12 protein-coding genes are annotated in these 13,185 nt (G+C 54.3%); 2 read left to right on the top strand and 10 right to left on the bottom strand.

Annotated elements, in window-relative coordinates; translation table 11 throughout:
* The first annotated feature begins 276 nt into the window (after positions 1-276).
* Positions 277-1,536 (top strand): dicarboxylate/amino acid:cation symporter, encoded by a 1,260-nt coding sequence (locus CKK19_RS08825; protein ID WP_048966686.1) that lies wholly within the window; start codon positions 277-279, stop codon positions 1,534-1,536.
* 96 nt (positions 1,537-1,632) lie between these two features.
* Here the strand turns inward: CKK19_RS08825 and cheW are convergent, their stop codons facing one another.
* The 6 genes from cheW to flhD form a co-directional block, all read right to left on the bottom strand.
* Positions 1,633-2,136, bottom strand: coding sequence for a chemotaxis protein CheW (cheW, locus tag CKK19_RS08820; RefSeq protein ID WP_003859699.1), 504 nt, complete (start codon positions 2,134-2,136; stop codon positions 1,633-1,635).
* Positions 2,137-2,155: 19 nt separating this feature from the next.
* On the bottom strand, positions 2,156-4,165 hold the full coding sequence (gene cheA, locus CKK19_RS08815) for a chemotaxis protein CheA (protein WP_022648510.1): 2,010 nt from the start codon (positions 4,163-4,165) through the stop codon (positions 2,156-2,158).
* A 4-nt stretch (positions 4,166-4,169) separates the two neighbouring features.
* Entirely contained in the window at positions 4,170-5,099 is a 930-nt protein-coding gene (motB, locus tag CKK19_RS08810; protein WP_022648511.1) for a flagellar motor protein MotB, read from the bottom strand.
* Complete coding sequence (gene motA / locus CKK19_RS08805; protein WP_003859696.1) at positions 5,096-5,983, bottom strand: flagellar motor stator protein MotA; 888 nt, start codon at positions 5,981-5,983, stop codon at positions 5,096-5,098. The genes motB and motA overlap by 4 nt, the downstream gene beginning before the upstream one ends.
* A gap of 123 nt (positions 5,984-6,106) precedes the next feature.
* Entirely contained in the window at positions 6,107-6,685 is a 579-nt protein-coding gene (gene flhC / locus CKK19_RS08800; protein WP_022648512.1) for a flagellar transcriptional regulator FlhC, read from the bottom strand.
* Positions 6,686-6,687: 2 nt separating this feature from the next.
* Complete coding sequence (flhD, locus tag CKK19_RS08795; protein ID WP_003859693.1) at positions 6,688-7,038, bottom strand: flagellar transcriptional regulator FlhD; 351 nt, start codon at positions 7,036-7,038, stop codon at positions 6,688-6,690.
* Between the two features lie 796 nt (positions 7,039-7,834).
* On the opposite strand from flhD, the gene uspC reads away from it, so the two are divergent.
* Complete coding sequence (gene uspC, locus CKK19_RS08790; protein WP_022648513.1) at positions 7,835-8,263, top strand: universal stress protein UspC; 429 nt, start codon at positions 7,835-7,837, stop codon at positions 8,261-8,263.
* Positions 8,264-8,278: 15 nt separating this feature from the next.
* On the opposite strand, the gene otsA is transcribed toward uspC, so the two are convergent.
* The 4 genes from otsA to araG all read right to left on the bottom strand — a co-directional run bounded on the left by otsA (position 8,279) and on the right by araG (position 13,144).
* A complete protein-coding gene (gene otsA / locus CKK19_RS08785) occupies positions 8,279-9,703 on the bottom strand; it encodes an alpha,alpha-trehalose-phosphate synthase (RefSeq protein ID WP_022648514.1) in 1,425 nt (474 codons plus the stop codon).
* On the bottom strand, positions 9,678-10,481 hold the full coding sequence (otsB, locus tag CKK19_RS08780; RefSeq protein ID WP_063853246.1) for a trehalose-phosphatase: 804 nt from the start codon (positions 10,479-10,481) through the stop codon (positions 9,678-9,680). The genes otsA and otsB overlap by 26 nt, the downstream gene beginning before the upstream one ends.
* Positions 10,482-10,634: 153 nt before the next feature.
* The gene (araH, locus tag CKK19_RS08775) at positions 10,635-11,615 is read right to left on the bottom strand and encodes an arabinose ABC transporter permease AraH (RefSeq protein ID WP_022648516.1); all 981 of its coding nucleotides are present in this window, start codon (positions 11,613-11,615) and stop codon (positions 10,635-10,637) included.
* A gap of 14 nt (positions 11,616-11,629) precedes the next feature.
* Positions 11,630-13,144, bottom strand: coding sequence for an L-arabinose ABC transporter ATP-binding protein AraG (gene araG / locus CKK19_RS08770; RefSeq protein WP_023300465.1), 1,515 nt, complete (start codon positions 13,142-13,144; stop codon positions 11,630-11,632).
* Positions 13,145-13,185 lie beyond the last annotated feature (41 nt).

Raw genomic sequence — 13,185 nt, 5'->3', positions numbered from 1 at the left:
CCCGCTCGAATTAACAGGTTATTAACAAACATTACAAAGGGTTAGCAAAAAAAAATGGGCATTATTCTTGCTTAACTTGAGGATATATCGCCTGTAGTGTGATCTGAGTCACAATATATCGTCATGATAAAAACAACGAATTTCATAAAAATTAAAAACAAGTTGTAACTCACGCAGCTTTACTTCAATTTATGCCCCGAATATTTTCCTGCGCTTAAATAAAAATTTTGTATGCATTGACGCAGGAAACTCTTTTAGCGCATAGAGGATCTTTTTGTGGCAAGTGCAAACAAACTCACGCTCTTCATCGTGATTTTCATGCTGGCGGGCATTCTTTCCGGTGCGGCGATCCATGAGTATGCTTCGTCCGACGCGATACAGGCCTGGTCGGAGAACATCACCCTGCTGACCGATATTTTCCTGCGGCTGATCAAGATGGTGATAGCCCCGCTGGTGTTCAGCACCCTGACGGTGGGCATTATGAGGCTGGGTGAAACGTCGACGATTGGGCGCGTCGGGGGTAAAGCGATGGTGTGGTTTATCAGCTCATCCGTACTTTCCATTCTGGTGGGGCTGTTTATTGTTACCCTTGAACAACCCGGCAGCGGTCTGAACCTGAGCATTCCGACAGAGACGGTTGATACCGGCCTGGCCGTGAGCGGGATGTCGCTGAAAGCCTTCCTGTCACACACCATTCCAACCAGCATTGCCGGCGCGATGGCCAACAATGAGATCCTGCAAATTGTGGTCTTCTCGATGTTCTTCGGCATTGGCGGCGCGTCACTGGGCCAAAAATTCAACGCCCCGCTGGTCGCGGCGCTGGATGTGGTATCCCACATTATGCTGAAGGTGACGGGCTACGTGATGTACGTTGCGCCGCTGGCCATTTTCGCGGCGATTTCGTCCGTCATTGCCACCCAGGGGCTGGGCATTTTGCTGAACTATGCCTCGTTTATTGGCGGTTATTATGTGGCGATCCTCCTGACCTGTCTGGTATTGCTGGCCGTGGGTTACATGGTACTGAAGAAAGAGATTTTCCGTCTGGTGGCGATGCTGAAAGATCCGGTGCTGGTGGCGTTTACCACCAGCAGCTCTGAAGCGGCATACCCAAAAACGCTGGAGCAGTTAGCGCGCTTTGGCTGTTCACGTAATATCGCCTCTTTCGTCCTGCCGATCGGCTACTCGTTTAACCTGGTCGGCTCCATGGTGTACTGCTCGTTCGCCTCAATGTTTATTGCCCAGGCGTACAACATTCACCTGAGTTTTACCGAGGTGACGGTGCTGATGTTAACGCTGATGCTGGCCTCGAAGGGCATTGCGGGCGTACCGCGCTCGTCGCTGGTGGTGCTGGCGGCAACCATTCCAGGCTTTAACATTCCGGTAGCCGGGATCCTGCTGCTGATGGGGATTGACCATTTCCTGGATATGGGCCGATCGGCCATTAACGTGCTGGGGAACGGGATTGCGACGGCGATGCTGTCGCAGAATGAAGGGGCGCGGGAAGTTGAGGCTGAGCTGGTGGAGCAGGAGGCGTAAAGATACATAAGAGCCGGGTGGCGCTGACGCGTACCCGGCCTACGTGTTCGAACCATTTGTAGGCCGGGTAAGGCGAAGTCGCCACCCGGCATTATTTTATGCCACGTGATTCGCCGCAATATCCAGCAGCGCCATCTCTTCGCTGTTCAGCAGCTTCTCAATATTCACCAGAATCAGCATACGCTCGCCGAGCGCACCCAGCCCTGTCAGGTATTCCGTCGACAGCGTGACCGCAAACTCCGGCGCAGGACGGATTTGATCGGCGGTCAGCGACAGCACATCTGACACGCCGTCCACCACAATCCCCACCACGCGCTGCCCCAGATTCAGAACAATCACCACCGTGTTATCGTTGTACTCCACATCGCCCTGGCTGAACTTCACGCGCAGATCCACGATAGGCACAATCACACCGCGCAGGTTGGTCACACCCTTGATAAACGCTGGCGTATTCGCGATGCGCGTTACCTGATCGTACCCGCGAATTTCCTGCACTTTCAGGATGTCGATACCGTACTCTTCATCACCTAAAGTGAAAACCAGGAATTCCTGCCCAGATGGCTCGCCCGCCAGTTTCGTTACGTTACTCATACCGGTCATGTTATTACCTTTTACTTAATCAGGCGGCTGTGTTCGCCACACGTTGTTCACGATTTAATCCCTGAAGTGCCGATACATCGACGATCAGCGCGACGCTACCATCACCCAGGATGGTGGCAGCAGAGATCCCCGGCACTTTGCGGTAGTTACTTTCCAGGTTCTTAACCACCACCTGATGCTGACCAATCAGCTGATCGACCAGCAGCGCGTAGCGGCGTCCGGCGCTTTGCAGGATCACAACGATACCCTGCGTGGCCTCGGTTTTTGCCCCGTCCACTTCGAACACTTTCCACAGTTCCACCAGCGGCAGGTACTCGCCGCGCACTTCGAGTACGCGCTCGCCGCCCGCCAGCGGATGCAGATCTTCTTCGCGCGGCTGGAGGGATTCCATCACCGCGTTCAGCGGCAGAATAAAGACTTCGTCCGCCACTTTAACGGACATGCCGTCAAGAATGGCCAGCGTTAGCGGCAGCAGGATACGGATCGTGGTGCCCGCGCCCTGCTTAGACTGGATCTCAACGTGACCGCCCATCTCCTGAATGTTACGTTTCACCACGTCCATGCCCACGCCGCGGCCGGAAACGTCGGTGACCTGCTCTGCGGTTGAGAAGCCCGGGGCAAAAATCAGCATGCCCACTTCTTCGTCAGTCATGTTTTCGTTGACCGCCATGCCCTGCGAAATCGCCTTCGCCAGAATGCGCTCGCGGTTCAGGCCCGCGCCGTCATCGGTCACTTCGATGCAGATGTTGCCGCCCTGATGTTCTGCTGACAGGATCAGGTTGCCCACTGGCGATTTTCCGGCTGCCACGCGGTTTTCCGGCAGCTCAATGCCGTGGTCGAGGCTGTTACGCACCAGGTGCGTTAACGGGTCGATAATGCGTTCAATCAGGCTCTTATCCAGCTCGGTGGAGCTGCCCATCAGCGTGAGTTCGATCTGTTTGTTGAGCTTGCTGGCCAGGTCGCGCACCAGGCGCGGGAAGCGGCTGAAGACATATTCCATCGGCATCATGCGGATGGACATCACCGATTCCTGCAAATCGCGGGCGTTACGTTGTAACTGGCCCATGCTGGTGATGAGATCGCCGTGGGTCACCGGGTCCAGCTCGTTGGAGCGCTGGGCCAGCATCGACTGGGTGATCACCAGTTCACCCACCAGGTTGATCAGCTGATCCACTTTCTCCACCGCCACGCGAATGCTCGTTGACTCGCTGGAGCGCGCCGCCGGTTTTTCACCGCGGGCCGGGGCGGCCGTCTCTTTGGGCACGGCTTTCAGTGCAGGGGCAGCGGCAACTACCGCAGGGGCAATTTCTGCCGGCGCGGGCACTTCAACGGCCGCCGCCTCGGTTTCAAACGCAATTTGATCCGCTTCAATCACGAAGCACAGCACCGCCACAATGTCATCCTGGCCGATCCCGCCGTCGAGCGTCGCGGCCAGGCTGTCTTTACCCTTCACCACGTTGCTGAGCGTCGCCAGGTTACCCAGCTCCTCTTCCAGCAGGTTAACCTCGTTCTCTTTCAGCCGTGACAGCACTACGCGCAATTTTCCTGCGGGCGCATCAGGCGCACTGTCTGGTTTGGCCGCGGCGTCAACAACGCTCAGTTTTGCCGCAGGGACAACGGGCGCAGACGCCTCACCTTTGGCTTCCAGCGCTAACTGACGCAGCGCGTTGCAGATGTATTCAAAGCTGGCGGCATCAGGCTCTGCCGAACTTTTATAGGCGTCGAGCTGTTCCTGCATAATATCTTTCGTTTCCAAAAACAGGTTGATAATGTCGGTATTGAGCTGCATCTCACCGCGTCGTGCTTCATCCAGCAGGTTTTCCATTAAATGGGTCGTTTCCTGCAAAATGGTAAATCCAAACGTTCCGGCTCCGCCTTTAATGGAATGCGCCGCACGGAAGATGGCGTTGAGCTGTTCTGAGTCCGGTGCCTCGGGCACCAGATCCAGCAAATGTTGCTCCATATCGGCCAACAATTCGTCGGCTTCATCAAAAAATGTCTGGTAAAAATCGGTAATATCCATGCTCACGCTATCACCTCGGATTGGCTGGTGGCGATGTTGGAACGGCAGCCGAAGGGACGGCCCCAGGCTGTTTTAAATCGTCCAGTGACTCATTCTGACTTTCGGCGTTTTCATGCAGGATGGCCTGCTCCGCCTGCTGGTTCAGCACTAAAAGACTGATACGACGGTTGATGGCGTCATCCGGTCCGCGGTCGGTCAGGCGCATGGTTGCAGCCATGCCGACCACGCGCAGGACCTTGCCATCATCAAGCCCACCCGCCACCAGCTCGCGACGCGAGGCGTTGGCGCGATCGGCAGAAAGCTCCCAGTTGCTGTATCCCTTCTCTCCCGTGGCGTACGGGAAATCATCCGTGTGACCGGAGAGGCTAACGCGGTTCGGAATGCCGTTCAGCACCGGTGCAATCGCACGCAGAATATCGCGCATGTAGGGCTCCACGTCGGCACTGCCGGTTTTGAACATCGGTCGGTTCTGGCTGTCGATGATCTGAATACGCAGCCCTTCCTGCACCAGGTCAATTTTCAGATGCGGACGCAGCGCGCGCAGTTTAGGGTCCGCCTCAATCAGCTGATCCAGGTCACCGCGCAGTTTTTTCAGGCGCGCCTGCTCCATCCGTTTTTTCAGCTCGTCGATGTTAGGCTGTTTTTTCACTTCGCCCTGCTGCTGGGTGTAATCGTCACCGCCGCCGGGGATCGGGCTGTCGCTGTTCGAAATGCGCGGCCCGCCGGTGACCGCCGTCGCCAGCGGCGTTCTGAAATATTCCGCAATCTGAATAAGCTCTTTCGGGCTGGAGATGGAGATCAGCCACATCACCAGAAAGAAGGCCATCATGGCGGTCATAAAATCGGCGTACGCGATCTTCCATGAGCCGTGGGAACCGTGCCCGTGCCCCTTATGCTTGCGTTTTTTTACGATGACGATCGGATGGGACTGGTTTTTCATGCGTCCTCAGTTGTCGTCTGTTGGTTGGGGTTTTTCACCGCGCGCACGTGCTCTTCCAGTTCGATAAACGACGGACGTTCGCTGGAGTAGAGCGTCTTACGGCCAAATTCGACGGCGATCGGTGGCGCATAACCGTTGAGGTTTGAGAGCAGCGTAATTTTCACGCACTGCATCATTTTGGTGGTTTCAGCGCTCTTCTGGCGCAGCACGCTCGCCAGCGGGGAGATAAAGCCGTATGCCAGTAAAATACCAAGGAACGTCCCCACCATCGCGTGGGCAATCAGGGCGCCCAGTTCAGCCGCCGGGCGATCCGCCGAGGCCAGGGCATGAACGACGCCCATGACCGCCGCCACAATACCGAACGCCGGAAGCGAGTCGCCCACCAGCGCCAGGCTGTTGGCCGGAACTTCGGATTCGCTCTCGTGGGTTTCGATCTCTTCGTCCATCAGGGCTTCAATTTCGAAGGTGTTCATGTTGCCGCTGATGATCAGTCGCAGGTAATCGACGATAAAATCGAGCATCATCGCGTCAGCCAAAATACGCGGGTAGCTGGCGAAAATTTCGCTCTCTTTCGGGTTTTCAATGTCCCGCTCCAGTGAGAACATTCCTTGCTGACGTGACTTCGCCATCAGGCGATAGAGCAGCGCCAGAAGATCCATATACATGCTTTTGGTGTATTTCGAGCGACGAAACAGCAGCGGAATCGCCTTCAGCGTGCCCTTGATCGATTTACCGTTGTTACCAACGATAAAAGCCCCTACCCCTGCACCGCCGATGATGACAAGTTCAGCCGGTTGATAGAGTGCTCCAAGGTGCCCGCCGGTCATCATGTAACCGCCGAAAACTGTACCGAGAACTACCAGGTAACCTAATAAGATAAGCACGACATCATCCTTCCGCTAGTGACTATGGCAGGACGTTCATTTCGAGCGCGTGACCTGAACGCAGGGTAAAAAAAAGCAGCGGTAATCGCTTACCGCTGCTGGAATCTTGCCCACAGGTTCGGGTTAAACAGCGTGTTCGATCTGTTCATCCAGCAGTTGTGGAATAATATCGGCAGCATCCCGGGAAAGTTTACGTCTTTTTACGGCTCGGGATGGAGGCTGGCATAAACTACAGGCGAAGCTGCCCGCAGGCTGGTGCGCGTGGGTAATAAAATTGCCGTCACAGCAGTTGCAGCGCGACAATTCAAGCATTCCGCTTTCAACAAAACGCACCAGCGTCCAGGCGCGGGTCAGCGCCAGCAGGGGTCCCTGTTCCTGCTGCGGGCATTGCTCAAGGTAAAGTTTGTAGGCTTTAATCACGGCATCCACGCCGCTGCATAAGCCCGTTTTAAGCAGGTACTGCCAGGCGTTACAGAACATGGAAGCATGGATGTTCTGCTCCCAGGTCATGAACCAGTCAGTCGAAAACGGCAGCATGCCTTTTGGCGGTGGGCTACCACGCAATTCTTTGTACAGCTTGATCAAACGACCACGGCTCAGTTGCGTCTCGCTTTCCAGCATTTGTAAACGCGCACCCAGCGTGATGAGTTCCATTGCCAGCTGGATATCACGGGCTTCCTGAACAATGCTTTTTTCGCTCATTGTTAAGCCCTTTTCTTCCGGGCTACGTCGTCAGGCTGGCTGATTTCGTTGAGCAGGCGGGTGGAGAGAAGAATACCGGTGTGGATCTGTTGCAGATCGTCCACGCGGGATTCCTGAGTCAGACGCGTAATGGTCTGCGGGTTATCGAAACGGAACTGGCAGACAAGCTGATTGGTTTCAGCCAGCTTGACCATCTGCGGAAGTGTTAATCCCCCCAGCATGGTTGCCATCTCTTCGTTAACACCCAGACGAAACATCGCTGACGGTTTGTCCTGACTAATCAAACGCTGCGCGAGCAATAAATACGACAAATTGATGTCGTAAATATGTTTTAGCAACTCGGATGTATGCATTTTTCCCATCCCGAATAACCAACTATTATTTTTATGCGGAAAGACCGCACCCCGTGATGTCGCCGGGAAATCACCCGGTATAAAAAGAAAAGGCCAAATGCATAGTTGAATTTAGGTTTGTACGTCGTAAAGCGCGTGACCGGTTAACATGGCCAAAATGTCGGTTACACATTTTATCTTTTCTTACAAATAACTAAGATTTTTCCTAATTCGACGCAAACTCTACTCGTCAGTTTTGACACATACAATGCAGCCCCCCCTGGAATTTAAAAAAAATGTGATCTGCGTCACATAATTTACGCGAATGTAACCTATAAATCCATCAGCGTGACTTGTAATTTGGATGTTTTTTATCCAACCCAAGCTTGTTTATATTCTTCAGGAACGAATACTCATGCATCCGGACGGGGGAATTGGGTCTGGGAAATGTAAAGACAGGGCAAATCCGCATTGATCTGCTATGGGGAAAACTTCACGCTGAAACTACCATTAATTAATAAAGTAAAAACAGTGGGTTAACGCTGGTAACACAAAAATCAGTTTCGTTGCGTAACGATCTACGCCGGGTTGATGATGAGTTAAGGCGTGTTAACCACCCGGAAGGGAAAATGTGTAATTTACGTTAAGCTGTTAATTTTTTTCATTTAGGCCATCTTTTCAGTTATTCTTCTTATAAGAATAATTAATGAATAATTATGATAAGCTTCACACTAATGACGCATTCACCTCTTGCAGTAATGACAGTTTCGCGGTAAAGCTGGGGAAACTTGTCATTCTGACATCAAAGGAGTGCGTGATGAGTTACTCCCATCTGCTTGTTTCAGTTGCTGTTTCTCCCGAAAGCCACCAGCTTGTCGCCCGAGCCGTATCCATCGCCCGCCCCGCCAATGCCCGCATCAGCCTGATCACGCTGGCCGCGGAACCCGAAATGTATAATCAGCTGGCTGCGCCGATGCTGGAAGATATACGTGAGGTATTGCAGGAGGAAACGCACCAATTCCTGCAAGAGTTGGTGGAGAGGGCAGACTATCCGATTCATCAGACCGTTATCGCGACCGGTGAATTAAGCGCGCATATACTCGACATCTGTCAGAAAGAGAATATTGACCTGGTTATTTGCGGAAATCATAACCAGAGTTTTTTTTCTCGTGCGGCATGCTCGGCAAAATCTATCGTTTCGTCAAGCCAGGTTGATGTCCTGCTGGTGCCTCTTGGGGGCAATTAATGCCCCCGGAGAAAATCAGGCGAGTTTAGGGAAGGTCGCGATCTTTTTTTGCAGATCACCTTCCTGACTTTGCGGCTGGATCGCGCGCAAATCGTCAATAAAACGCGCCTGCCAGCGGTTAATATCATTCTTCATGATGGTCTCCATCATTTCCGAATGGCGTGAAATACGTTCCGCAAGCGGCATAGTTAACGCACGGTTCAGGGCATTTGCCACGTCATCGCGATCGTAAGGGTTTACAATCAGCGCTGAGGTTAACTCGTTTGCCGCACCGGCAAATTGAGACAGCACCAGCACACCCGGGTCAGCAGGATCTTGTGCTGCAACATACTCTTTTGCCACCAGATTCATCCCGTCGCGCAGGGGCGTGACCAGCCCGACGTCCGCATAGCGGAACACTTTCATCAGAATTTTGCGCTCAAAGTGCTGATTCAAATAGAAAAGTGGTGTCCAGCCAAGCTGCCCGTAGCGCCCGTTGATGCGCCCTGCTTCGGTCTCAAGCTGGTGACGGATATCCTGATAGGCCTGAACCTCACCGCGTGAGGTCGGCGCTATCTGGGTATAACGAATCTTGCCGTGATGCTGCGGAAATTTTTCCAGCAGGGTTTCATACGCGAGGAATCGCTCCGGCAACCCTTTGGAATAATCAAGTCGTTCAACCGAAAAGATATTCTTAACGTGCTTGAGTTCATCCTTAAGCTGGGCAAGCTTCGGAGGCAATGGACCGGAGGCCTGCTCGGCAATTTCGTCTGGCTCAATACCAATCGGGTAGACCTCGGTATGGAAATTACGTCCCCACGCGGTGTGAGATTTGCCGCCGTGAGTGACCAGTCGGGTTTTACCGGACACGCTGTCGAGGAAGGCCAGCCTGTCGTTTTCCGTCTGGAAACCGAGCAGGTCGTAATCGGACAGCGCCTCAAGGATCTCTTCATGCTGCGGCAGTGCCGTGAAAATCTCCGGCGTCGGGAAAGGAATGTGCAGGAAAAAACCGATTCGGTTATTCACACCACGTTTTCGCAGCTCTCTGGCGAAAGGCAGCAGATGGTAGTCGTGGATCCATAAAATATCGTCTTCTTCGATCAGCGGCAGCAGTTTATCTGCCAGCAGCGCATTAACGCGCATATAGCCTTCATAGGATTCACGCTGGAATTTCACCAGGTCCAGACGATAGTGAAACGCTGGCCACAGCACGGCGTTTGAGAACTCGGAATAATATTCATCATAGTCCTTCTCACTGAGTGCGAAGGAAGCCCACGTGATATTGCCCCGTGACACCTTTTTAAGCGGTTTCTCATCATTACTGATTTCCCCGCTCCAGCCAAACCAGAGACCACCCGCGGCTTTGAGGGCACCTAATACCCCGACCGCCAGGCCACCGGCACTGGCTTTTTTATCATCCGGCGGTGCGATGCGATTAGAGACGACGACTAAGCGACCCATAATGATTTCTCCCGTTGTTTTGCGCTATTTGTTGTTGTTGCTGGTTAGCGACATCAGATATCCACTGCCAGACGCTGGCGACGTTTTCCAGCCGCCATCCGGCAACGGTTTCACCCGGCCCTACCTTGACAGACATGCCACTGGCCTGGTTTACCACGCTGAACCCGGCCTCATCGGTCAGGTCATCCCCAAAAAATACTGGCGTACGCCCTTTAAACGGCGCTTCCGCCATAAACGCTGCAATGGCAGCGCCTTTATTAATTCCTGTTGGTTTAATCTCGACCACACATTTACCGGGCTGTAACGCCAGCTCCGGATGGGCTTCCGCCACGCTTCTTGCTACCGAAAAGATCGCCGCCTCATGGTGAGGCGCCTGACGGTAGTGCAGCGCAAAGGCCATGCCTTTGGCTTCCAGTTCCGTACCGGGAAGCAGTTCCAGAGCAGAAGAGAGTTGCGCATGCAGCGCCTGAACCAGCGTATCGGGGAGTGAAACTATATGCAGTTGATCATGGATATCGCGGCGCTCCGCTCCGTGCACACCGGCCAGCGGAAAGTGATAAGGACTGGCGAGCACATCCAGCTCGGCCATTGAGCGCCCTGAAATCAATGCCAGTGCCCCCTCGTTCTGTCGGGAGAGCTGCTGCAAATTCTCTAACACCAGATCCGGTACAACGACGTCGTCAGGATGCGGTTCAATTCCGGCGAGCGTCCCGTCGAGGTCAAAAAAGAAAGCAAATTTTCCGGGCAGTACAGGCGGTGCGGTTAACAAGTCAGCCACCCTAATCCTCCTTACAGTGAATAAAACAGCCATGTAAGTATAGACAGTGTGACGGCGCTCGCCATTTAGCAACCGGCCCGTCAGCATAACTGGCGGGCCGGTCAGTGGGTCAACTATGGTTAATAGTTGAGCAGATAAGTGGCTAAAAATAAATCAGACGGTACGCTTAGCTTTTTGCTTGTAACGGTCGAAGATCACTGCTGCCAGCAGGATCAGGCCGCGTACGACGTACTGAGAGAACGGAGAAATATTAAGCAGGTTCATGGCGTTCTCCACGGTCCCCAGAATCAGGATCCCCGCTACCACATATGAGATTTTTCCGATGCCGCCCTTGAGGGATACGCCCCCCAATACGCAGGCTGAAATGACAATCAGCTCATAACCGATAGAGGTCATTGGCTGGCCGCTGGTCATACGCGACGCCAGAATAATCCCCGCCGCTGCCGACACCAGCCCGGAAAGCACGAAGATAATGATCTTGGTCCGTACGACCGGGACACCCGCCAGACGCGCCGCTTCCTCGTTCCCGCCAATCGCCAGGGTATTACGACCAAAGGTGGTGCGGTTAAGCAGGAAACCAAACAGGATCAGACAGGCTACCGTCAGCCAGATAGGCGCAGGCAAGCCCAGCCAGTTGGCATAGCCCAGCGTAAAGAAGCGCTCGTCTTCAATCCCCACCGCCTTACCGTCGGAGATGATATAGGCCAGACCGCGCACGATTTGCATGGTCGCAAGCGTCGTGATCAGGGCGTTAATCTTCAGGCGCGCAATCACAAAGCCGTTCACCAGACCGCTCAGCACGCCGAGCATCAGCCCCGCCAGCACGCCGATCCACAGGCTTTCGGTCATATTGATCACCACGGCAGTGGTGACCCCGGCACAGGCAATCACCGAGGCGACCGACAGGTCAAAATCGCCGGAGGCCAGGCAGAATAGCATTCCGCAGGCCACCATGCCGGACATGGAGATAGCCAGCCCCAGCCCCTTCATGTTGATGAAGGTCGCAAAGTTTGGCACAAAAATCGCGCACGCAACGAACAGGGCGGCAAAAACCACCAACATGCCGTACTGGTCCCAGATGCGGCCAAAACTGAAAGCCGACTTCGGCGCTCCGGATGTAGTAACAGAGGACATCATTGACTCCTTACTCAGGCGACAGCCTGGCTAACTTTAGGCATGGCGAGACTCAACGCCTGTTGTTCATTCGCCTGTTCATGCAGCAATTCACCGGCAATTTCGCCTTCACGCATCACTACAATGCGGTCGGCGACGCCCAGCACCTCGGGCAGATCGCTGGAGGCGAACAGCACCGCCACGCCGCGTTTTGCCAGCTCATAGATGACGTTATAGATTTCGTGTTTCGCCCCCACGTCGATACCGCGCGTTGGTTCATCCAGCAAAATGACCTTCATGTCTTCCGACAGCCAGCGCCCCAGAATGGCTTTTTGCTGGTTGCCGCCGGACAGGTTCATGATCAGCTGTTCAGCCCCGGGAGTTTTGATGTTCAGCGAACGGATATGGTGATCAGCGTTGCGCGCCTCCCACCCGTCGTTAATCAGACATCCCGCGCGGATGAACTTGCGCCGGGCAGAGATGTTGATGTTGTCGCGCACCGAGTGCACTGGAATAATGCCTTCGGCCTTTCGATCCTCCGGACAGAGCATGATGCCCGCGTTAATCGCCTGCGCAGGCTTCTGTATATCGACCTTTTTCCCGTCGACGAAGACCTGGCCCTGGGTAATACGCGTCCCGCCAAACAGCCCTTTCATCAGCTCGCTGCGCCCTGCCCCCACAAGGCCAAACAGCCCGACGATTTCGCCGCTGCGCACCGAGAGTGAAATAGGTGTGCGCACGCCTGGGGCTTTAACGCTATCCAGACGCAGACGCTCAGGGCCGTACTCGCGCGGCTTCCAGTGGTAAATATCCCCCAGATCGCGCCCAACCATCGCCTGCACCAGCTGGTCATGATTGACCTGCTGCATATCGGTGAAGGTGCGCACGTAGCGGCCATCCTTAAACACGGTGATGGCATCGCTTAAGGCAAAAATCTCTTCCATACGGTGGGAGACGTACAGAATGATGCGGCCCTCTTTGCGCAGCTCGCGGATCACGCGAAAGAGGTTTTCAATTTCACGCGCCGAGAGCGAGCTGGTTGGCTCGTCAAAAGCGATGATCTTGGCGTTACGCGCCAGCGCTTTGGCAATTTCCACCATCTGCCACTGGCCGATGGAGAGATACTTAAGGGGCGTTTGCGGATCGACATCCAGCCCAAGGTGCCTGAGCTGCAAGCCCGCTTCATAGTTGAGCAGCGAGCGGTTGACCACGCCGCTTTTATGCGGAAGCTGGCCCAGGTAGATGTTCTCCGCCACGGTCATTTCAGGAATGAGATGCAGCTCCTGATAGATGATGGCGACGCCCGCGTTTAACGCTGCCGTGGTATCGGCAAAGGCCACCTCTTCGCCGCGAATGGCCAGCGTGCCGGTGGTGGGCGTGTAGTTGCCGCTGAGAATTTTTAGCAGCGTGGATTTTCCCGCGCCGTTCTCCCCCATCAGGGCATGAACCTGGCCGGCATAGCAGTCGAAGCTGATATCGGTCAGCGCGTTTACGCCGGGGAATGTTTTACCGATGCCGCGGAAAGAGAGATACGGATCAGACTGTTGCATAACGACTCCGTGATTCCTGTAGTGTGTACGTCAGGCCCCTC

It is taken from the genome of Enterobacter sp. CCUG 70166 (assembly GCF_020224095.1).
In the GTDB taxonomy this organism is placed as follows: Bacteria; Pseudomonadota; Gammaproteobacteria; order Enterobacterales; family Enterobacteriaceae; genus Enterobacter; species Enterobacter intestinihominis.
The sequence above is the reverse complement of the archived record's forward strand: the minus strand, read 5'-3'. Positions and strand labels throughout refer to the sequence as shown.